Genomic DNA, 21,510 nt, shown 5'->3' with positions numbered 1-21,510 from the left:
CGGGTGAAGGACCGGCTCATCTCCCTGGTGCGGCCGCGGCACGAGGTGCTCGGCGTGCTCGCCCTCATCGACCCGGCGCACACCGCCGGCGCGGACCAGGTGTTCGCCCTCGAGTACGGCTCGACCGTGCTGGCGCTGGAGCTCTCCCACCAGCGCAGCCTGGCCGAAGTCGAGCTGCGCCTGCGCCGCGACCTCGTGGACGACCTCATCGCCGGAACCGACGACGGGAGCGCGCACGCCCGCGCCGACGCGATCGGGCACGATCTTCGCCGTCCGCACCACGTGGTCGTGCTGCGCTGGGCCGGCGACCTCGCCGAGGACGTGGTCGCCGAGGCCACCGGACGCGCCGTGACGACGCTCGGGCTCGCCTCGCTCGTCTCGCGCCACTCGGGCGCGGTCGTGCTGCTGGTCGCCGGGCCGCTGGACGGTGCGGCGCTGTACGCCTCGCTGTCGGAAAGCCTCGGTGCCGGGGGCGCGATCGGTATCGGCAGCCGCTGCGAAACCCCGGGGCGGCTGCCCAAGTCCTACACGGAAGCGGTGCGGGCGCTCGAGATCCGGCGCACCTCGCAGGCCCCGAACGGTGTCACCACCTTCGAACAACTGGGGATCTACCGCATCCTCGACACCGGGCAGAACCACGGCGACGTCGTCGAATTCGTCCGCGAGTGGCTCGGCAAGCTGCTCGACTACGACACCCAGCGCAACGCCGAGCTGGTGGCGACGCTCGCGCAGTACCTCGAGTGCGGCGGGAGTTACGACGACACCGCGGCCGCGCTGACGATCCACCGGAGCACGCTGCGCTACCGGCTCGGCCGGATCCGGGAGATCACGGAGCTCGACCTCAACGATGTGGACAGCAGGCTGAACCTGCACCTCGCCACCCGGGTGTGGCAGGTGCTGCGGGGATCGCCGTGACCGGAGGTGACGATGGACCGGAAGCATCGGACCGATCGCGAGGTGGCCCTCGGCGGAGCCAAGCTGGCGCCGGGTGACCACCTGTGCGTCTTCCACCGGGGGAGAGCCGAGCGGGACCACCTCTTGGTCCCTTTCCTCACCGAGGGCCTGCGGGCGGGGGACGCCGTGCTCTACCTGGGCGCCGAGGGTGAGCGGGAGAACTTCCGCGAACGGCTGGACCACGTCGGCGACCTCGTGGTGACCGAGCCGGACGACGGCCACCTCCGGGACGGTGAGTTCGCGCCCGACGAGCTCTTCGCGATGCTGGACGGCTGGTCGCGGCGCAGGTTCGGCACCGGCGACCCTCCGTTCGGGCGAATTGTCGGCGACATGAGCTGGGCCGCGCCCCGGCTGAGTCCCGCGCTGATCGACGCGCTCCTCGCCGAAGAGGTCGCGATAACCGCGTGGGGGGAAAAGTTCCCGCAGGTCGTGCTGTGCTTCTACGACCTGGACCTGTTCGGCGGCGACCTGATCATTCCGATGATCAAGGCACATCCGAAGGTCTGGATGGCCGGGACGCTCGTCGAAAACCCGTATTACCTCTCACCGCCGGAAAACGTTTGCGATCCCGATTTCGAACAGAGGATTCCGTCATGACCGGTTCCCGGAAGTTCGGCACCCCTGGCGTCGTCATCGAGCCGGGCCAGCACATCTGCGCACTGCACGTGGGCGAGGAAGATCGGGACAGCGTCCTCCTGCCCTTCCTGACCGAAGGCTTGCGGGCCGGCGAAAAGTGCCTGTTCGGCGTGCACGAGGACGAGGTCGACGGCTTTCTCGACCGGCTCGGCGAGGACGTCGACGACATCGGCGGGCGCGTCGACTCGGCGCAGCTGGACATCCGGGCGGCGGGAGACCGGCTGCTGTCGCCGGAGGAGTTCTCCGTGGACCGGATCATCGAGTTCTGGGACGAGGCCGTGTCCACCGCGATGGCCGCGGGCTACCCGTTCGTCCGGCTCGGGGCCGAGGCGCGTTGGTGGCACCCGCAGCTGCCCGGGCTGCCCGAGTTGTTCCGGTACGAGGCCGCGTTGAACGACTTCACCAGCCGTTACCCGCAGGCGATCCTGTGCGTGTACGACGTCTCCCGGTACCGCGAGAACATCGTGTTCGACCTGCTGAAGACGCACCCGCAGGTGCTGATGTGCGGAGTGCTGCTGGAGAACCCGTACTACGTGCCCCCGGCGACCCTGGTGTAACCCTCCGTCACCGTGAGGCCTGGCCCACCAGGCCTACAACCGCGATCGATGTCGGGCCTGGCGGGCTGATGCGCCGCCCGCCCGCACTGCCCGATGCTGACCTCCGCAGTGATCGAACGAACCGCAGGAGGTAGCCATGTCCGTCACGGTGGGACTGCTGGTGACGCTGGAGGCGCAGCCGGGCAAGGAGGCCGACGTCGAGGAGTTCCTCAACGCCGGTCGCTCGCTGGTCGAGGACGAGCCGGCCACTTACCCGTGGTTCGCCGTCAAGCTCGGACCGACGACGTACGCGATCGTGGACTTCTTTCCCGACGACGCCGGGCGCACGGCCCATCTGCAGGGCAAGGTCGGCCAAGCGCTCGGCGAGAGGGCCGCCGAGCTGTTCGCGAAGCCGCCGGACGTCGCGCAGCTCGATGTGCTGGCGTCGAAGCTGGCTTGACGGATCGCCACCGCGAAATCCATTCGAGCCGTTCGGTTCGTCCACGAACATCTCTCACAGGAGGCCTGATGCCGGTCATGGGTGCGACGCGGTTCGAACGGTTCTTCCGGGTGGCCGCGAGCCTGGACGTCGACAAGAGCGATCTGAAACGGTACGACGAGTTCCTGGACCGCAAGGTCTACGACCTCTTCGTGGTGGCCAAGGCCACGGCCAAGGCCAACGGGCGGGACGTCATCGAACCGCGGGACCTGCCGATCACCAAGGGACTGCAGGAACGCATGCACGAGTTCCTCAAGCTGGACGAGGACCTGGAAGTGGTGCCGCTGCTCGAGCAGCTCCTGGCGCGTCCCGCGTTGGGGGTCGCGATCTCCGAAGAGACCGAGGGCCAGCTCCCGGCCGTCGCCGGCGGCCTCAGCGTGGCTCTCGCCCAGGCGTTCAAGATCATCGACCCTCGCGTGAAGAACCCCGGCTCCGCCGAATGGGACCAGGTCTTCCGGATGTTCGACCTGCTTCTCTGAACGGGGTGCGCGGAGGGCGGTATCACCGTGGCGGGTCAGAGCCGCGAGGCCGTCCGGACCAGCCCGGCCAGTGCGCGTGAGCGGCTGTGCGCGGGCCAGACGATATGGGTGGTGACCGGTGGTGCGTCGCTGAGAGGGACGGCGGCGTGCTCTTCCCACAGCCACGTGCGGGCGGACTCGGGGAAGACCGTCATGGTGCGGCCGAGGGCGATCAGCTGGGCCAGCTGCGTCTGGTCGTGGACCTCCGGCCCCGGGCCGGGCGGGTAGGTGTCGTGGCGTGGCCAGCGGGCGAGCGGCAGGCCGGGAACGTCCGAGATCTCGGCCAGCGACAACGTCTTGCGCGCGGCCAGGGGGTGCCTCGCGGGCAGGACCGCCACCTGTGCCTCCGTCATCAGTTCGACGCTGTCGAACCCGGCCAGGGAGTTGAACGGCGTGTGCATCAACGCCACGTCGGCGCGGCCGTCGCGCAGCATCCCTTCCTGCTCGCACATGCCGCTCGGCAGGACCTCGATCCCGGCGGCGCCGGGCTCGGCCGCGTAGGCGTCGAGCAGCTTGTTCAGCAGTTCATGGAACGCGCCGGCCTTCACGGCCAGCACCAGCCGGTCGTGGGAGCCACCCGGTCCGCCGGCGCGGCGGGTGCGGCGGACGGCGGCGGTGGTCGCGTCGAGAGCCGCGCGGCCTTCCCGCAGCAGGATTTCCCCGGCGCCGGTCAGGGACACGCCGCGGCGGTTGCGCTCCAGCAGGGTGACGCCGAGGCGGCGCTCGAGCTGCTGGATGGCCCGGGACAACGGCGGCTGGGCCATGCCGAGCCGCTCGGCGGCCCGGCCGAAGTGCAGTTCTTCGGCGACAACTATGACTGTACTAATGCACTTCTATCAGCGTCCTGAACAGGGCAAACCTGGAAATCGGACGGCGAGTCGACGTCGCAGTGCTCCTGCGGCCGTCAGCGCAAGGGGCCACGCAGTGCCCGCAGTGCGGACCGACGGGGCCGCTTCGGCGGCTTGACGTCGGCGAGGGACCACTAACCCACGCCCATCGTCCTGTGCGCCCTCGTGGACGCGCGCAGCTTCACACCCTGCTCCAAGAGCAGGTCGCGGACGAGTTTGTAATACAGGCCCTCATATCGCTGGGCAATAGCCAGGATGCTGTCGCCCGCCAAGTATTCCGTCGCAAGCTGTTCCACGGGAACGGGCGTTGTTCGCCGCGATCGACAAGTGATCTCGACGCCGTGCTCGATAAGTTTACGTCGCGTCCACGAGTAGCTAAGCCCGGCGCTAGCCGCTATGTCGGCGATGCTGACGCCGCGTTCGTACGCTGCCTTCATAACCTCGGGGTCTCGCGGTGTACCGCGCGGCGAGGTCATGTCAGGTCCACAACCCCGGATGACGACAAGGAGTGCGAAAGCGGGGCCAGTACGCATTCACGGCACGATGGGCAGCCGCCCAGTCCTCGTCAGTCAATGGCTCGCCTATTCGCCGCTCACGCGATAGCCGCCGAGCATCTTCTTCAAGCGACGGTATTTGTGGTGGTGCGTCTTCCGCCACTTCATGCCTCCAGAGTCCATATTGGAGCCGACAGTGTGCCGTTCAGAGGCAGCTCTGGATCGGGCGTCGGGGTTCGCCGCAGGCACGACTCGCAGGGCATCCCCAATGGACGGTCGAGCAGTTCGAGTTCGCCGGGACCGAATGTCTCTGAACAGAATGCCGTCAATCGCTCGGGCGTCACGTCTAGAGCTGGGAATTCGAATACGTGCACAACTCTGCGCGTCTCGCCCACGACGCCGGGCAAAGGGCGTCCGAATAAAAGTCGTATGGTCATAGGTCGCCTCGCAATGCGTGGCGTCCGGCGGAGACGGGCGCTGTCGGGGCGCAACCCGCCCCCGCCGGACTTTCGAGTCCGCCATCATGTTGGGAGGGCGTGGTGGCGGACGATCGTGGGTGCCGAAAGAAGCGGCTCCATAGACGCTTCTTGGCGCCTTTCGGCGACCCGAGACGCTCTTCCGAGTCGGAAAGAATGGCGAGGGCTGCGATATATGCACAGCACCGAGCGCAAGGCGGGCCGGGCGGAATGAGGCTCGACGCGATTAGCAACCTGTGCCCACACAGAGCGGAGAATTCTCCGCGTTGGCGTTGTACGCCTCGTGCGAACTCTTCATCGGTAACCGCGTGGTCGTGGTCGTCTTCAAGGCATCGACTCCACGTCACGTACAGAGCATTTTCGGCGGGCAGTGTCGGAGAGGCAGCACGTGGCACCCTGCCCGCTGAGTTCTCAATCAGCATCTGATTCTCCAAGACTCTCCAGCCGTCAGTACGAGTCGTAGGGACGCCACTCAATGCAGGTCGGACGCTTTCGCGTTCTCAGCCACTCGACGAGGGCGTCGCGAGCATCCGACACGGGGATTGCCGCCGTGCGCGGAAAAACCGCACCAGTGGTCCCATTAAATATCAAGTTCACTTCAGGAAGTGGACGCTTCGGATTGAAGGAGTTTGCGATCGGCATATCCGGATCGTCGTTGTCCAGATAGTTGAGAGCCGCAAGCCCTACCGACGGTCGCACACTGACTCGCAACTGATGATCAGGAAACGGACCCTCTTTGCTCTTGTGGAATTCAACGTCTCCGACGATCAACGTGGTCTCCCAGTCAACGTGATCAGTTCTCAATATCTCGTCGACAAGAAGGATCGATTCCTGCATTCCGCTCGTGACGCGGGCTACGCCAGTGGTGAGGGATGCCGTGAGAAGCATGTGTTCACGTCGCCGTTCGATCGGGGGCCGTTCCGGGCCGGACTGCACCCGGCCTTGCGATCAACCGTCACGCTCCGCAGTATTGCGGTCTATATCGCTGTGAGCATGCGACATGCCCACAGCGGCATAACGCCAGGTCGGCGCACATCTTCGACTCCGGAACGTTCACTCACTGGTGAGTCCCAGTCGCCCTATGTACGCTGGTCAGAGGGAGGACAGCACCAGCAGCGAGAGGGGGCGCGATGACCTCACCTGGCGGTCCGCAGCACCGCGCGGCCGGCACTTCCGGCGGTCGGCGTTGCCAGGGGTGCGGGACAGCGCTCGCCACGGACAACACTGCGCGCCTGTGCAGCAAGTGTCACCGAGAGCAACGCGACCAACTCCGAACTCCCCCAGTCCAGCTGCGGAACGAGTTCTTTGAGACAGACGAGTTTCGGGCGGCCTTCGAAAGTCAGCACATCGGCAAGGTATTCAAGGCATATCGGAATCACCCGCGCCACCTTCAGCTGTTTGGGAAATCGCTGAATCAAGAACTGTTGGGGCGGTGGCTGGGCCTCACGCAGGCTCAGGTGAGCAAGCTGGAGAACGGCAAGCCCGAGCAGAACCTTGAGACGCTCCGAAACTACGCCAAGATCCTCCACTTGCCACAACACCTACTGTGGTTCGACTTCCCCGGGCAAAGCCGTTTGAGGTTTCAACACCTCACGGCGGGCCAGCAGTCAACTCCCGGCGACTCGCCCACCAGCGGCTTAGTAACACCCGAGGCGCGGGATGAACTGCTCGTCGTGAACACGGGCATGGACACGCTCGAACTACTTCGACGCGTCCGGGCGTCAGCGATCGATTCGTCCACAATCGACGCTCTCGACATCACGGTCGAACAGTTGTGCTGCGACTACCCGCACGCTGATGCTCGTCAGCTCATGACTACCGGCAAGCAGTGGCTCGGCAAGATGACCGAATTGCTCGACAACCGCCTGACTCTGGGGCAGCACCGTGACGTGCTCACCAAGGCCGGGACGCTGGCACTGCTTGTGGGATGCCTTGAGTACGACGTGGGTGACGCGAAGGCGGCTGAGGCCACTCGACGTATGGCGCTGGAACTTGGCAAGGAAGCTGGCGATCCCGGGATCGTCGGCTGGGCACACGAGATGCTGGCGTGGTTTCACCTGACGGCCGGAAATTTCCGCGCCGTCATCCCCGCCGCCGAGTCCGGAGCTTTGGCCGCACCATCGCACTCTGTTGCCGTCCAACTCTACGGCCAGCAGGCGAAGGCATACGCGCGAATGGGAATGGTCGAGGAAGTTCACGCGGCACTCGACAGCGGCAGCGAACTCCTCGGTCGACTGCCTTACCCAGAGCGGCCGGACAACCACTTTGTAGTTGATCCGGATAAGTGGGATTTCTACGCGATGGACACCTATCGGCTTGTCGGCGAAGACCAGCTTGCCCAGCGCAATGCAGAGGAAGTCATGCGCCGCAGCGTTAACTCCGAAGGTGTCCCGACCGCGCCCATGCGTATCGCCGAAGCACAGCTCACGCTCGCAGTGATCGCCGCGAGGCGCGGAGACGTGGACGAAGCCGCTGCGCTGGGCATCCAAGCGCTTCAGAACGGCCGTCAGAGCCGTCCGACACTGCTCATGGTGTCTGCGGAGCTGGAGCAAGAGCTGGACACATACGGCGCAGGCGCTGGCGCGGACTTCCGAGAGTTGTTCGCGGACGTCAAGCGCACCCAGTAGCCGTATATTCTAGCGGAGAATATTCGCTCCTAAAACATTCTTTTCGAGAATGCCTCTCGCGTCCAATATGGCTTTGACCTGCGGATATTCTCCCGGCAAATCATTTATTCAAGTCATGGCATAGTAGCTTTTTCGCGATGGCGGCTTACTTAGTGGCAACGGCCTGCAAAACCGCAGGTTGAAGCCAAGAGTAAGGGTCAAACCTGATGAAAAGCTCAACTCGGATCGTCGGTTCTTCGGCGGTTCTTTCCATCCGTCAAGCTGCTTGGAACCTTGGTGTCTCCGAGTCCTCCGTGTGCTCGGCGATTCGACGTGGCGCGCTCCGTACGGTGCGCCGTCGCTCCCGCCTTGTTGTTCCTGCGACCGAAGTACGGCGCGTGCTGGGCGGCGGTGCGCGATGACTGACCACGACTACACGGAGATGGCTGCCCAGTTGGACCGGCACGCCGATGTGCCGGACGACGTGCTGTGCGAAGTAGTGGCCCGGGACGGCCTGTGTTTCTGGGCATTCGACCGGACGGACATCCCGGAACTGTCCGGCGAGGACTCGCCGGACCGGGAGTTGGCCGCCCATATGTGCGCTGGATGCCCGGTGATCGACCAGTGCCGAGAACTGGACTTGCGGACGGCCGGACCGGACACGGTCGGGGTGTGGGGTGCGCTGCCGGACACCGACCGGCGCGCCCTCTACCCGGTGTGGGCGCGTCGCCGGGGTGGTGAGGCGCGATGAATGTCAACCTCACGCCGACACAGATCCTCGCCGGGGTCGGGGTGCTGCTGGCGCTGTTCATGGTCTGGCGCTACAGCGCCCGGAAGGCTCGCCGGGCCGCCGACGCGGCGCGGGCAAGCTCCCGGGTGGTGTCGCTTGCCGGGCGGGTGCTGTTCACGGGTGCGGCGTTCACGGGCGTTCAGTGGCTCGTGATCACGCACGTGCACAACCCGACGTTGGTGCTGGTGGTCCTCGGGGTGCCGGACCTGATCGCGGCCTACGTCCTGACGCGTGCCCTGACTGTCACGTCCATGGACACCGTCAACACGCGCCGCCGGGGCGGTGGTCGCCGATGACCACCACCAACCAGAACGAGAGCCCGGCGGCCGTGGCAGGCCGGGCGCGGCGGCTGGCCGCCGACGCGGCAGAGGCGGCCGACGTCCGCCGCTGGCAGACCCACCCCGATGTTGTGGCGCTGCGGGTGGAGCGGGTCCGGTCTCAGGTGGATCGGTTGTGCTGGTCCGGGATCGTGCTCGGGTTGGCGTTCACCACGGCCAACGTGCAGTGGTTCGCCGCCGCCGGGGCCACGTTTGGGTCCCTGCCGTGGCTGACGGCGTGGCTGCTGGACCCGACGGTGTGCCTGGTCCTGCTGGCCATCCTGCGGGCGGAGCAGGTCACCGCCCGGTATCAGGTCCACATGGGAGCGTGGGTGCGGGCGGCGAAGTGGCTCACGCTGGCCGCAACGTATGTGATGAACACCTGGTCATCGTGGGTTTCCGGCTTGCCGGCCGGAGTGGTCCTGCACTCGGTTCCGCCGCTGGTGGTGTTCGTCGCCGCCGAAGCGGTCACCGACCTGCGGGACAAGCTCACCGATGCCGTGGCGGTGGCGTTCATGAACGCCACCGACCGGACGGACACGCCTGAACCGGCCCCGGTTCAGGAACCGGCCGCCCCGGACCACGAACCGAACACGGTCGCTCACGAACCGACCGAACCGGTGGGTGAGCTGAGCGCGCCGGATCGTGAACCGGCGGCACCGCGTCCGGCCCGGCGGAAGCTGTTCGCCGACTACCTCACCGATGCCCGCGCCGCGTGGACGCCTGGCGTCGAGATCAGCCCGGTGTGGGTGCGGGAGACCACGGGATGTTCCCGGGGCTTGTCCTCCCGGCTCGCCGCCGCCCTGACTGCCGAGACCGGCAAGGGGGTGGCTGGCGATGACTGAACCGAACAGGGACGACCACGAATCCGGCGAGCTGGCCACCGCCGCCGGGCGGGACGTCGAGTACGTCGGCCCGGTGCTCGACGGTGAGTTGATCGACGACACGTTGCCCCAGCCGCGAGACCGGTCGATCCCGCGTCGGGTGTCGACGTGGCGGCGGGTCGCCGACGCGGCCGGGCGGCTCTGGCGGTCCGGGCAGATGGTCCGGGCGCGGTCGCTGGCCGCCTACCGGGTGCGGAAGGTACCGCAGGATGTCATCCGGCTGGTGTGGTTCGTACTGCGCGGGAACTGGCGGTGGCTGGTCAAGTTCTGGAACTGGGCAACCTACGCCGATCTCCGCGCGGACGCCCGCCGGGCACGGCTCGCCGGGGACGCCGCCGCGCGCCGCGCGGCGCAGGAGCTGATCCGCTCCGATGCCACGGCGCGGTGGGCCAAGCTCGGCATTGCCGTGCGCCGGTTGGTGATCACCATACGGGTCGCCGCTCCGGTCGTATCGGTGCTGTGGCTGGTGGACTCGGTGATGGACCGGGCGGACATGTGGCCGTGGCTCGCGGACGTCTACACGGGAGTGGAAGCCGTCTGGTCCGCGCTCACGGTGGCGGTGCCAGTACTGCTGATCGTGATCCCGGTGGCGTGGGCCGTGGCGGCGACGTTCGAGGGACGTGACCGCACCCCCGGTTCCGGGTGGCTGGTCCGGCCGGACCGCGACGACGCCGATTCCTGGATCGACGAACGCATGATCTCGAAAGCGTTGGCGCATCTGGGAATCAGCCCACTGGACAGGTTCTACCGCGACGGCGGGGAGCTGGTCTACACCGTGGCCGCCCGTAAAGACGGTGACGGGACGTTCGCTCAACTCCGGCTGCCGCTCGGGGTCACCGCGGACATGGTCGCGGCGCGTCGGTCCAAACTGGCCGCGAACCTCGGACGCGCGTCGCTGGAAACCTGGCCTACCAAGGGAGATGAAGACGGCATCCTCGACCTGTGGATCGCCGACAAGGGCGTCCTCCGGGGCGGGGCCGGCCAATGGCCGCTGGTCCACGATGGACAGGTCGACGTGTTCGAGGGAGTCCCATTCGGCCTGTCCCAACGCGGGGTGGTCATCAACGCGCCACTTGTTGGGGTGAACTGGCTGATCGGTGGCCGTCCCGGACAGGGCAAGTCGGCGGCGTTGCGGACGCTGCTGCTCGGCGCGGCACTCGACCCCACGGCCGAGCTGTGGGCGTTCGTCATGGGCGAGTCGCCCGACTTCGAACCGTTCCGGCCCCGGCTGTCCCGCTACGGGATGGGGATGGATGACAGTGTGGCCGAAGCGGCCACGCAGGCGCTGGCGGACTTGCTGACCGAAATGGAGCGACGCGGCAAGATTCTCGGAGAGCAGCCGGGCCGCCCGCCGAAAGTCTCTCGCAAGCTCGCCGACAAGGCCGGGCTTGGCTTGCATCCGCTGGTGTGCGGGATCGACGAGTGCCACGAGTTGTTCCAGCACCCGAAGTTCGGCAAGAAAGCCGCCGAACTGGCTGTGCGGTTGATCAAGCGGGGACGCAAGTACGGGATCGTGTTGTTGCTGGCCACCCAGTCGCCGACGAAGGACAGCATCCCTCGGGAGGTCACCCGCAACGTCTCGTGCGGGGTGGCGTTCAGCGTGGCCGATCAGGTGGCCAATGACGGGCTACTCGGGTCGGGCAAGTACGCGGCCGGTATCCGCGCAACGGAGCTCCGGATCAACACCGACCGGGGGACCTGCGTCGCGGTCGGCATCACCGATGAGACGTTCGAGCTGGTGCGCACGTTCTACGTGCCGTTCGAGGACGGCGCTGACGACGTCACGCCGGTCATCGCGCGGGCGGTGGCGCTGATTGAGGAGATGGGCCGGGCGGTCGAGTCAAGCGCACGCCCGCAGCTCGGCGCGGCACCGGTCGTCGCGGACCACCTGGCCGACGTCGCGGCGGTGCTGGACGGAGAGAAGCGGGTCCGGACTCAGGTGGTCTTGAACCGGTTAGCTCGGCACGATCCCGGCAAGTACGGGGAGTGGACGTTCCGGGACCTGTCGGCCGCCCTCGCGCCGTTCCGGGTCGCGCCGGTCAAGTCGGACGGGAACAAAGTCATCCGGGCCGACGATGTGGCCGCCGCGCTTGCCCGTCGGGACCGCGACGACGTCGGCACGGGGACCGGAGACGACAGGGATGCGGGCAGGGACCCGGCAGGGACTCAGGGACTTCTCCCTGACGGGTCCCTCAGCGAAAGTCCCTGCTCTGACCAGGGCGAACGCGGGTCAGGGAGCCCAGGGACCCACCGCCGGCCTGGCCCCGGATCGGGCCGAAACCGGGGTGACTCCGGGATCGGCGACGATCCCTCCCTGCCTCCCCGCCGACCGGACGAGGGGAGGTGAGCGGCCCTTTGCCCGACCACACCACCGACGCACCGCGGACGACCACCCGGCAGGACCTGAAAGGCAGCGACCATGACCACCACCCCGACGCAGGAGACGACCGCCCGACTCACGACGGCGGAGCGACCGGGACGAGTACGGCTGACGGTGACCGTGCCGACAGCCCGGACGACGGCGACCAGTCGGACGCCGACCGGCCCCGGCGCACTCGGCAACGCGCCGCCGTAGGACGGCCTGAGGGAGCCGTGGACGGCTCGATACCGTCACGGCCGAACCGAGCGACCGGGGCGGGGTCTCGACGCGTCAGAGCCGCTGCGAGCCGACAGGGTGGGCGAGCAGTCCCGCAGTGTCCGATCCCGACTCCGGAGGAGTGGGCGCAGGAACAGTTGAAGCACGCTCCCGAGCGCTCCCGCGCCTGGGCCGTCAAGGTGGCGGCGATCTACGGGCTCGAGCTACCCGCAGACTGATACCACGGAGAATTCAATCCGCGACAACGCCACGGCGGTGCGGCCGGTCACAACCGGTCGCACCGCCGTGGTCATTGCACGGTCAGCGTCGGACCGCTCAGCACGGGCGGTAGCCGATGATCAGGTGCCCTGGCCCCGTTGTTGCGCGAGGGTCGACCGCTCGATCTGTTGCCCCGGGTTTGGTGCGCGGCCTGTTGTCGTACCGAGAAAGTAGTTAGTCGATCACCAAATATTAAGTCATCTTGCAAAATGAGAACGAGGTTTCGAATTGACAACAGGTGTAACGAGGTTGTCACTCGTTAGGACATTAAGATCATCGATAGGGGGACCTACTGGAGGTGCTCGTGTACTTCTTCGTCACCGACGAAACCAACGTGACACCGACCCAGGCGGCCGAATATTTCATCTACGGGGGCCTGACGCTATCCGACAAGCAGTTGCCCAGGGTGAGTAACGCCATCGCAAATATCCGAAAAAAGTATGGGTTTCAGGATATCGATAGGCTGAAATTTGATACCAACTCACGGCCGTCGGCCGTCACGGCAGACGCTCACCGCGAGGCGAAAAACGCTGTCATCGAGGCCTGTCACGCTGAAGGACTGCGATTCATTGTGCAAATGATTCACCACAACATTGCAAAGCCGGAGAACCTTACCGAATACTCGCTCAATACCGTACTCAACTCGTTCAATGAAAGATTTCTCCGCGATCACGACGATTACGGAATCGTGGTAATCGACCGACTTCCAGACGGTCAGGCGTACTCAATGCTTAAGAACAAGTTTCAGCTCGGCCTTCAATTTCCAGGTTCTGGCTACCAATTACCACTTGATCGTGTTTTGATGTACGCGACGACGTGTGACGGCGCGTCAAATATCAGCTCTGCGGTGGACATTGTCCTGGGCGCCTTCCGCTGGGTCGTCAACAGTCAAGGTAAGCCGACAAAAAACGGGACGGAACGAACATTGTTCGAGAAAGTTGCACGCATGCTGTACGTGCGCGAGAAAGATGGGATTCGTTACGCGCGTGAAAATGGTCTGATTCTTCGACCGAAGGAGATCAAAGCGCCTGTTTACCAAGAGCGATATGACGAGCTAGTGAAATACTTCGTCGACCTAGGAAGCTAGCGCTGACTTTAGAAACAATTCGCTTTCGGGAGAAACGTCAGAGAATTGCTTCTGGCATGCGGCAAGGCGCACGGTTTGCGCCCTGCGACGCCAGAGGGACTCACGTGACTGTAATTTTTGGAGAGTAATGACACCTTCCGTAGAGCAACTGCTACGCGACTGCCAGCTGGTTCTGTTTGAATTTGAAGGGGTCGTTTGCAACACGCCCGGACAGCGTTTCGATGTCGCCAAGACTTTATCTAGACTCGCCCGCAGATTCAGTCTTCCTATCACGCTGATCGACTCACGCGATACATTCGAACTGCTTAGTCAACTCGATTCAAAAGCAACCGAGGTAGCGGAGGCAGGCGATCAGGCAGTCGCCGAACTGGAACTTGAACTCATCAATGATGCTATGACCAATCCTGGAGTCAGATCTCTGCTTGAGCTCGTTCGGCAGTCGAACCGAAAGACGGCTTGCATATCAAGAATGTCCAGCGCGGCGGTTCATAGATTCATTGAAGAGAATGACCTCATCGATCAATTCGACCTGATCGTCACTCGTCCACGGGCGCTGAGCCACATGATGCCAGAGCCTCATGTTTTCCATACGGTGAGATTCAACCTTCAAACGCCGCTCGAGAACTCACTGCTAGTGGCATCCTCCACGGCAAGTTGCGATGCAGCCAAAGAGGTCAGAGTCCCGACGATTGTTTATCGAAAGAGTCACTATAAACGAACTCACAACGAAGGCTCGTTGCCCGAGGTGCGGAGCTTGGTAGAGCTCGGAAGTGTCCTTGGCGAGGTCTATCTCGACGCGCGAGAACGCCAACTGCAAAGAGTATTTGATCTCCGCGACAAAGGTTCACTCACGGATGCAGAGATGCTGGAGTACTTAGTCATCTCCGGTGGGGGCAAGAACGTTGGAGACTCGGCTAATTTAGGCTTCTTGGACCAAGAAGCTGCACGTGAGAATTTGTGGATACTTGAGCACTCACGCCGCGAGGCAGCAGGAAGAGGTCTCATACTTGAGGTCTACGCAAGTACCGCGATTTTAATTGAGATGGAAATACGTCAATGGTTTTCCGCTTGTAAAGCGCGAACATTCAGAGCCGACGAAAAGTTCACGCTCGGAAAGCTGGTCAATCAAGCGAGCGACGCAGGCCTTGACGCAGACATTTCCGTCAGGCTCTCAAGATTTGTGGAATCTCGAAATATCGGGATTCACCGAATAATACAAGGAGAGCGAAAATACTTCGATTTGGGCGCGGAGTATATGAAAGATCCATCCCTGTACGAAGACCTTGTGATTTGGGTCTCAAGTCAGCTTCCAGAGGCTGTAAACCAACGCGCCGGGACCTGGAACGCAGTGAATGGAGAGCAAGACTAGCGCGGCCCTATGCCATTAATAAGAAGACCAACGAGTGCATCTTGTCGAGTGCGCCATGGTCCGCCGAGCACGGGTAAGCGATGGCGCTGCGGTTCAGCCTTCCCGTCGGCGCCGTCGGTCGCGACCGACGTAGCCGCCATCTATGAGATGGCCAGCCCGGGTGTAGATAGTTCGTGTGTCCGGTGGCATCCGCCCTGCATGGAAGTCAGTCGTCGTCGCCGCTGAAAATCGGCTTGATTTGATCCGGATGAAACCGGACACCCTTTCCGGCGGGGGTGATCACCACGGCGGTAAGGGTCTGTGCAATCGCCGCCTGCTTCAGTTCAATGGTAAAGCTCGGCTTCTCCCACAGCTCGTCAAGGTTGGCGATCGCTGCGTCGCGGGCATCCTGCCGCGCGGAATATTTACGCTTCTCAAGTTTCAGGGTTGCCACTTTGGACTCCATGCGCGCCAGGCTGGGAAAATAGTTCTCTGCCGAGTAAGTTCCGGCCTCGTACCGCAATGTCGATTCCTGGATTCGGTCCTTCAGATCTTGAAGTTCCTTCTCCTTCGGCCACGGTGGTAGCTTTTCCAGTTTTCGGGACTGAATCTTCCGATGCTCCGCCAGAACCAAAGCTTGAATGAAGGCATCCACGGGGGCGGCGTCGCGTGAGACGCTGGAACACCCGCCTTGCCCCTTCGACGGGCATCGGTAGATCTCAACCAGATTTCCGGAACGCTGGTCGCGCCTGCTGGAACCGACCATGCGCGCGCTGCACTTGCCGCATCGAACGAACGGCGACAGCAAATGATTGGTCCGATAGCCGCGCCCTTTCCCGCCGACCCGGGACTGTTCGTGCTCTTGCGCGGGGCTCCACGCGCGCACCACGGCCGCATACTGGTGATCGCTGAGAATTGGCTCCCATCGCCCGCGAACCGGTTCGCCATCTTCACCTCGGACAACCGCGCCACGGTAGACGACCATTCCGCACATGCGGGGGCGAGTGAACATGTTCCGGACCGTTGCCGCCCGCCACTCCACGCCGGTCACTGTCGGGATCTTGCGATCGTTCCATTCCCGCGCCAAGGTCAGCGGACTTAGTCCCGCGATAATGCGCGGGACCGCCGCCAAGATATGTTTTGCTTCACGCTTGTTGACCGTGACCCGGTCTTTGCGCCAGCCGAACGGGCGATTAGGGCCGCCGTGAAGCTTTCCCGCTTGCGCCGCCCGACGCTTTCCGTCCGTAACCCGACGCGACGTGTTGCGGGATTCGGCGTTACGCTGATTGACCAAGCGCCGCGCAGAATCGATCCCCTCATCGGTCGTCAGATTGATATTCCCGGTCATGCTGACGACGTAGACCCCGTACAACTCGACCGCGTCAATGAGATCTTCCAGGATACGTGGGTCACGGGTCGCCCGGTCGATATCCGCACAGGCAAGGGCATTGCACTCGCCCCGGCGCAGAGCCGTGAGAATCGACTCCCAATCCGGGCGGACCACGCGATAGCCGTAGGTGCCATCGGGCAGCAGCACACGCCGCCGCTTGAAGGACGACACGTTGGGCTCGGGAACCTCACGGTCGACCCGACCGCCGATCGTCTTGACGAACTTCCGCAGGTCGCTGAGCTGGTAGTCGACCTGTCCCTCACCCGGGGCATCCTGGCCCGGCACGACCCTGGACTCACGGGCTTGGAGAATCCAAACTAGCTGGTCAGGGGCGTACCCGATCAGCGTTCGGCCCCGCTCACGGAGTGGCTGTGAAGGTCCCATGACAGCAAGTGTGCACTAGAAGAGTCGTAGCTACGGCGATGAAGTACCGCAGCTCCCGGGTCTCCAAGGTGTCCACACCACAGCGTACCTCGCTGTGATACCTCCCCGGTATCACAGTCCACCGGATCGGTGTTGGCCGCCGCACCCGGCCGCGCACGAAGATCGACGGCATGAGCACGAACACCGTTTTCCTGCCCGGCGGCACGTGGTCGCTGGGCGAGCTGACCGTCACCCGATTCGGCTACGGCGCCATGCAGCTGGCCGGCCCCGGGGTCATGGGGCCGCCCGCCGACCGCGACGGCGCGCTCGCCGTCCTGCGCGAGGCCGTCGACCTCGGCATCACCCACATCGACACCGCGGACGCCTACGGCCCGCGCGTCACCAACGAACTGATCCGCGAGGCACTGCACCCCTACCCCGCGTCGCTGCACATCGTGACCAAGGTCGGCGCGCACCGCGACGAGTATGGCGGCTGGCCCCCGGCCCGGCGGCCCGCGGACCTGCGCCGGGCGGTCCACGACAACCTGGAAACCCTCCGCCTCGAACGGCTCGACCTGGTCAACCTCCGCCTCGGCGACGCCACGGGACCGCAGCCCGGCTCCCTCGCCGAGGCGTTCGGCACCCTGGTCGAGCTCCAGCAGCAGGGCCTGATCCGGCACCTCGGCGTCTCCAACGCCACCACCGAACAGGTCGCCGAAGCCCAGGCGATCGCGCCGATCGTGTGCGTGCAGAACATGTACAACCTCGCCCACCGGCACGACGACCGGCTGATCGACGAACTCGCCGGCCAGGGCATCGCCTACGTACCCTTCTTCCCCCTCGGCGGGTTCAGCCCGCTGCAGTCGTCGGCGCTGTCGGCCGTGGCCACCCGGCTGGGCACGACACCGATGTCGGTCGCGCTGGCCTGGCTGCTGCGGCGATCGCCGAACATCCTGCTCATCCCCGGCACCTCGTCGGTGGCGCACCTGACCCAGAACATCGCGGGCGCCGGAGTCCGCCTCTCGGAGGACGACGTGGCCGAGCTGGGCAAGATCGGCGCCGCCGGGTGATCCGGCGCGCACAGGCTCGTTGCGTCCGACAGACCGGGAAACGCGCTGCAGGCGGAACTCAGCCGCGCAAGGCGCTGCCGGCCTTCCAAGCGCTCCAGCTGATGGCCCAGTCGCCGTGACCGTTGTTGATCGCCAGTTGCGGGCCGCCCGAGTTGGTGACCTCGACGACGTCGCCGACGTTGAAGTTGTCGAAGAACCACTTGGCGTTCTCGGTGTTCATGTTGAGGCAGCCGTTCGAGACGTTGGCACTGCCCTGCACGCCGACCGTCTTCAGGTTCTCGTGCAGGTATTCGCCGTCGTTGGAGATCCGGACGTTCCAGTTCTCCGGCGCGCTGTAGTAACCGGGGTCGCCCTCGCACACGCCGTAGCTGCAGGAGTCCATGATCTTGTGCTCCTCCTTCCCCAGCACCGTGTGGGTGCCGGTGAAGGTCGGCGTCGCGCCTCGCGGCGGGGTGTCGGCGGTCTTGCCCATGCTGGTCGGAGCGGTCTTCACCAGCTGCCCGTTGTGGAACGCCTGGATCTGGTGCGTCTTGCCGTCGGCCTTGGCGACCCACGAGTCGTGCACTTTGTAGGTGGCCGAGACGTCCTGGCCGCCGTACACCCCGCCGCCGATCGGCGTCCCGAAGGTCGTGGTCTCGAGCTTCACCGTCGAGCCGGCCTTCCAGTAGTCCTTGGGCCGGAAGTGCACCTCGCGCTTGCCCACCCAGTACCAGCCGCCCTCCTGGGCGGGTGCGGAGGTCACCTTGAACGACTTCTCGGCCGCGGCCTTGTCGGTGATGTCGTGGTCGAACTTCAGGCCGATGATCAGGCCGACGCCGAAATCACCCGACGCCGGTTGGAAGAGTGCCGGCGTGGCGACCCCGGCCGGCTTCAGCGTGTGCACTTCCCCGCGCTGCTCGGTCGCCGCACCCGCCTGGTTCACCGCGGTGGCGACCACCTGGTACGTGGCCGCGTACCGGAGGTGGTCCGTGCTGGTCCAGGTCGTCTTGTCCGGTGAGAGACCGCCCTGGACGGCGTTGCCGGTCTGCGGGTTCGTGACCGTGACCGCCTGCAGTGTGCCGCCCGAGGCCTTGACGACGATCGCGTCCTTCGGGTTCAGCTGATCCGCGGGAGCGAACGCCACCGTCGCGGCCGGTGTTCCGGGCGATGTCGTCGTCGCGGTCGCTCCGGCAGCTCCGGCCGGATACGCGGTTCCGGCGGTCTGCCCGCTGCACGCGGCCAGGACCAGGACACTCAGGCCGAGCCCGGCGATACGGATCAGTCTCACGATCACCAGGACGTCTCACCGCCCCTGGCGTTGCATGACGATCCGAACTTCGACGCACCGCTCGCCGACGCCCACCGGCGAGTCACGCGCGGACCGCACCGCTGGCGGACGCGACGAGCGTGATCGCCCAGCGAGCCTCGTCGGTCTCATCCGACGCTCGTCGGCGCGAAACGACGTCCAGCTGCTCGTCCGTCAACCGCCCGCCGGTGGCGATGCAGCACCGCACGACGGACCGCACCTCGTGGTCCGCCTGCTGACCCCGCTCCCACAGTTTGAGCGCGTGCAGCGCAGCGCGGCGCGACACATCGGGGGTCGAGGCGTACCAATGGCCACCCATCCTGCTCGGCGGCGCATCCCCGGGCGAGGGCACCCGCCGGCCGAGCCGCTTCTGCCTCACCCGTGCGCCGACGTAGGAAGCGACCTCCTCACGCCACACCGCGCGACTGGCCTCCAACGCCTCGAGCGCCCGCAGCAGAGCCGGCTCGTGCTGCTGGTACGGCCCCGCCAGCTCACCGAGGAAGCTCAACGTCGCCCGATGGCCGATCGGGTGGTAGAGGCCCACACACGAACACAACGCCGCGACCCGCCGGCCGTACGCCAGCCGCCCGTCACGCACCCTGCGCGCCCGCTCGGTGAACCCCACCGGCAGACAGTACCGATCACCGCGCCCCTCGGGTGGGATTGGGCGTCGCCGACATCCGGTTGTGCCGGTGTATCGCCGTGCGACATTGACCGTGCTCACGCACCTCCGGCGAGGCTCCTGGATGGTGGCTCGGGTGCTGCTTCCCGGTTCACGGTCGTCCGCAGAATTTGCGCTCAGCTTCGAAGGGATCCGGCGGGATGGTGACCTGGGTCCGGTGCCACGCGCCGATCAGGTTGGCCCAGAAGCGCTTCAACGTCAGCGGATCCCGGGTCGAACGTTGGACTTCCGCGAGGTCGCCACAGTCGAGTGCGTGCCGGGCAGCGGCCACCTGCGCGGGCGTGACCTCGTCGCGGAAGACGAAGTTGCCCGCGGGCGAGGTCGGTGCCTCCGGGGCCGCGTAGTCGGCGAGGAGCCAGGCGTTGCTCAGCGGTTTCGCGTGACCGGGTTTGCCCTCCGGGAAGGCGAACCGGGCGCCGATCGGGTTGCTCAGCCCCCAGAAGTCGACGATCCCGACGTCGGCGGGTGCCAGCACGCCGACCGTGCCGAGGTACACACCGAGCACCGCCGCCTTCCCCGGCAGGTCCGCGCGCAACGGGGCGGCGATGATCTCGTTGTGCGGTCCCTGGTAGATCAGCACGCGCCTGCCGGAGTTCACCGCGTCGGCCACCGCGTCTCGGAGATTCCGCTGTCTCGACGTGAAGTCCTGGGAATCCGTCGGGTATTCGCGGCCGGTCCACGCTTGGTAGTAGGCGCGTTCGTCGTCGATCGAGCGCACCGCGGCGGGCTCCTCCCGGTACCGGGCCAGCACGGCGCACAGCGGCGCCCACACCACGACGACCAGCGTGAGCACCCCCGTGGTCCGCGAACGTGGGAGGACCAGGACCGGCAGCAGCACGAGGAACAGTGACGGCAGCAGCATGCGCGCGTGCATGTAGTCGCCGCCGACCTTCAGCACGTACCCCAGGAGCAGCAGGCCCGCCACCACCGGGGTCAGCGTCACCAGCAGGCCGCTCCGGTCCGCGCGCGCCCGCCGCAGGAGCCGCGCGAGCACGACCGTGACCGGTACCAGCGGGATCCACAGCAGGTACGGGTCCGCGAAGTCGGTGAGGTAGGTGAAGCCGCGGGCCCACCTCGACGCGTCGGCGTTCTTCGTGATCGCGGGCATCGGGACGAGGACGCCGTAGTAGCCCATGCGGAAGATCTCGTAACCCAGCGGCAGCGCGGCCGACGCCCCGGCTGCCGCGAGCGTCACCCGTCGGCCCGGCCGCGTCAGCAGCCACAGCGCGACCAGGAACACCGCGGCGACCAGCGCCTGTTCCGGCCGGACGAGCGGGCCGAGCCCGATGACCAGTGCCGCGCCGGTGATCGCCTTGCCCGACGTGTTTCCCCGCGCCCGCACCAGAAGCCACCAGCACGCCGCCATCCAGAACGTGTTGAGCCCGGTCTCCAGGCCCGAGGTCGCGTACTGCCAGACCGGGTGCAGCGCGAGCAGGATGAGGACGCCGACGGGCAGCAGCCAGGTTCCGGGCCGGTCGTGCAGCCGCCGGGTCGCGGCCACCGCGAGGGCGAATCCGCCCGCGGTCAGCGCCAGACCGAGCATCCAGGAGATCGCCGAGGCGTCGGTGTTCCCGGAAACGAATCCGGCGAGGGCGAGCAGCCATTGCCAGAGCGTGCTCGTGGAGGGTTCCGCACGTTCGCCCAGGGAGTAGACCGGGCCGTTCCCGGACAGGATCTGCTCGACGATCCGGGTGAAGATCAGCGCGTCGTCGCAGATCCAGCGGGTCAGGTAGCCCAGGACCGCGATGAGTACCGCGGCAGCCGGCGCGAGCAGGTCGTTCCAGCGGATTCTCGCCCGCGACCGTGGTACGTCGAGCGACGGCAAAAGGGCGCGCGAGGGCGCGACAGGAATGGTGTCCATCAGGAAGAAATC

21 protein-coding genes are annotated in these 21,510 nt (G+C 65.7%); 13 read left to right on the top strand and 8 right to left on the bottom strand.

The window, feature by feature from the left end; genetic code table 11:
• The 5 genes from ABZ342_RS33975 to ABZ342_RS33955 form a co-directional block, all read left to right on the top strand.
• Nucleotides 1-915, top strand: a 915-nt coding sequence (locus ABZ342_RS33975) for a helix-turn-helix domain-containing protein (protein WP_360481845.1), incomplete at its 5' end; no start/stop codon positions are given.
• A 12-nt stretch (nt 916-927) separates the two neighbouring features.
• A complete protein-coding gene (locus ABZ342_RS33970; RefSeq protein ID WP_360481842.1) occupies nt 928-1,551 on the top strand; it encodes an MEDS domain-containing protein in 624 nt (207 codons plus the stop codon).
• Nucleotides 1,548-2,147, top strand: coding sequence for an MEDS domain-containing protein (locus tag ABZ342_RS33965; RefSeq protein WP_360481839.1), 600 nt, complete (start codon nt 1,548-1,550; stop codon nt 2,145-2,147). Before ABZ342_RS33970 ends, ABZ342_RS33965 begins: the two co-directional genes overlap by 4 nt.
• A gap of 136 nt (nt 2,148-2,283) precedes the next feature.
• Entirely contained in the window at nt 2,284-2,586 is a 303-nt protein-coding gene (locus tag ABZ342_RS33960) for an antibiotic biosynthesis monooxygenase (RefSeq protein WP_360481836.1), read from the top strand.
• Between the two features lie 68 nt (nt 2,587-2,654).
• Nucleotides 2,655-3,104 carry a DUF1931 family protein gene (locus tag ABZ342_RS33955; RefSeq protein ID WP_360481833.1) on the top strand — a complete coding sequence of 150 codons (450 nt, stop codon included), beginning with the start codon at nt 2,655-2,657 and terminating at the stop codon, nt 3,102-3,104.
• A 35-nt stretch (nt 3,105-3,139) separates the two neighbouring features.
• On the opposite strand, the gene ABZ342_RS33950 is transcribed toward ABZ342_RS33955, so the two are convergent.
• The 4 genes from ABZ342_RS33950 to ABZ342_RS33935 form a co-directional block, all read right to left on the bottom strand.
• A complete protein-coding gene (locus ABZ342_RS33950) occupies nt 3,140-3,907 on the bottom strand; it encodes a LysR family transcriptional regulator (RefSeq protein ID WP_360481830.1) in 768 nt (255 codons plus the stop codon).
• Between the two features lie 218 nt (nt 3,908-4,125).
• On the bottom strand, nt 4,126-4,428 hold the full coding sequence (locus ABZ342_RS33945) for a helix-turn-helix domain-containing protein (protein WP_360481858.1): 303 nt from the start codon (nt 4,426-4,428) through the stop codon (nt 4,126-4,128).
• Between the two features lie 221 nt (nt 4,429-4,649).
• Nucleotides 4,650-4,922: a hypothetical protein gene (locus ABZ342_RS33940; protein ID WP_360481827.1), complete on the bottom strand. Its 273-nt coding sequence runs from the start codon at nt 4,920-4,922 to the stop codon at nt 4,650-4,652.
• Nucleotides 4,923-5,408: 486 nt separating this feature from the next.
• Entirely contained in the window at nt 5,409-5,849 is a 441-nt protein-coding gene (locus tag ABZ342_RS33935) for an Imm1 family immunity protein (protein ID WP_360481824.1), read from the bottom strand.
• Between the two features lie 242 nt (nt 5,850-6,091).
• Between ABZ342_RS33935 and ABZ342_RS33930 the strand changes: the two genes are divergently transcribed.
• The 7 genes from ABZ342_RS33930 to ABZ342_RS33900 all read left to right on the top strand — a co-directional run bounded on the left by ABZ342_RS33930 (nt 6,092) and on the right by ABZ342_RS33900 (nt 14,868).
• Nucleotides 6,092-7,588 carry a helix-turn-helix transcriptional regulator gene (locus ABZ342_RS33930; RefSeq protein WP_360481821.1) on the top strand — a complete coding sequence of 499 codons (1,497 nt, stop codon included), beginning with the start codon at nt 6,092-6,094 and terminating at the stop codon, nt 7,586-7,588.
• Between the two features lie 397 nt (nt 7,589-7,985).
• Nucleotides 7,986-8,318 carry a WhiB family transcriptional regulator gene (locus ABZ342_RS33925; RefSeq protein WP_360481818.1) on the top strand — a complete coding sequence of 111 codons (333 nt, stop codon included), beginning with the start codon at nt 7,986-7,988 and terminating at the stop codon, nt 8,316-8,318.
• Nucleotides 8,315-8,653 (top strand): hypothetical protein, encoded by a 339-nt coding sequence (locus tag ABZ342_RS33920; RefSeq protein WP_360481815.1) that lies wholly within the window; start codon nt 8,315-8,317, stop codon nt 8,651-8,653. Before ABZ342_RS33925 ends, ABZ342_RS33920 begins: the two co-directional genes overlap by 4 nt.
• The gene (locus ABZ342_RS33915; protein WP_360481812.1) at nt 8,650-9,519 is read left to right on the top strand and encodes a hypothetical protein; all 870 of its coding nucleotides are present in this window, start codon (nt 8,650-8,652) and stop codon (nt 9,517-9,519) included. Before ABZ342_RS33920 ends, ABZ342_RS33915 begins: the two co-directional genes overlap by 4 nt.
• Nucleotides 9,512-11,905, top strand: a complete 2,394-nt coding sequence (locus ABZ342_RS33910) for an FtsK/SpoIIIE domain-containing protein (RefSeq protein ID WP_360481809.1) — start codon at nt 9,512-9,514, stop codon at nt 11,903-11,905. The genes ABZ342_RS33915 and ABZ342_RS33910 overlap by 8 nt, the downstream gene beginning before the upstream one ends.
• 811 nt (nt 11,906-12,716) lie before the next feature.
• Nucleotides 12,717-13,499 (top strand): hypothetical protein, encoded by a 783-nt coding sequence (locus ABZ342_RS33905; protein WP_360481806.1) that lies wholly within the window; start codon nt 12,717-12,719, stop codon nt 13,497-13,499.
• Between the two features lie 127 nt (nt 13,500-13,626).
• A complete protein-coding gene (locus ABZ342_RS33900) occupies nt 13,627-14,868 on the top strand; it encodes an HAD hydrolase-like protein (RefSeq protein WP_360481803.1) in 1,242 nt (413 codons plus the stop codon).
• Nucleotides 14,869-15,073: 205 nt separating this feature from the next.
• Here the strand turns inward: ABZ342_RS33900 and ABZ342_RS33895 are convergent, their stop codons facing one another.
• Nucleotides 15,074-16,522: a recombinase family protein gene (locus tag ABZ342_RS33895; protein ID WP_360481800.1), complete on the bottom strand. Its 1,449-nt coding sequence runs from the start codon at nt 16,520-16,522 to the stop codon at nt 15,074-15,076.
• Nucleotides 16,523-16,791: 269 nt separating this feature from the next.
• On the opposite strand from ABZ342_RS33895, the gene ABZ342_RS33890 reads away from it, so the two are divergent.
• Nucleotides 16,792-17,670, top strand: coding sequence for an aldo/keto reductase family oxidoreductase (locus ABZ342_RS33890; RefSeq protein ID WP_360481797.1), 879 nt, complete (start codon nt 16,792-16,794; stop codon nt 17,668-17,670).
• Between the two features lie 58 nt (nt 17,671-17,728).
• On the opposite strand, the gene ABZ342_RS33885 is transcribed toward ABZ342_RS33890, so the two are convergent.
• The 3 genes from ABZ342_RS33885 to ABZ342_RS33875 form a co-directional block, all read right to left on the bottom strand.
• Nucleotides 17,729-18,931, bottom strand: a complete 1,203-nt coding sequence (locus ABZ342_RS33885) for an Ig-like domain-containing protein (RefSeq protein ID WP_360481855.1) — start codon at nt 18,929-18,931, stop codon at nt 17,729-17,731.
• 88 nt (nt 18,932-19,019) lie between these two features.
• Nucleotides 19,020-19,580 carry a hypothetical protein gene (locus ABZ342_RS33880; protein WP_360481794.1) on the bottom strand — a complete coding sequence of 187 codons (561 nt, stop codon included), beginning with the start codon at nt 19,578-19,580 and terminating at the stop codon, nt 19,020-19,022.
• 148 nt (nt 19,581-19,728) lie between these two features.
• Nucleotides 19,729-21,498 (bottom strand): hypothetical protein, encoded by a 1,770-nt coding sequence (locus ABZ342_RS33875; RefSeq protein ID WP_360481791.1) that lies wholly within the window; start codon nt 21,496-21,498, stop codon nt 19,729-19,731.
• Nucleotides 21,499-21,510 lie beyond the last annotated feature (12 nt).

Source organism: Amycolatopsis sp. NPDC005961 (assembly GCF_040629235.1).
Classification (GTDB): Bacteria; Actinomycetota; Actinomycetes; order Mycobacteriales; family Pseudonocardiaceae; genus Amycolatopsis; species Amycolatopsis camponoti.
This window is presented reverse-complemented; position numbering and strand designations above follow the sequence as displayed.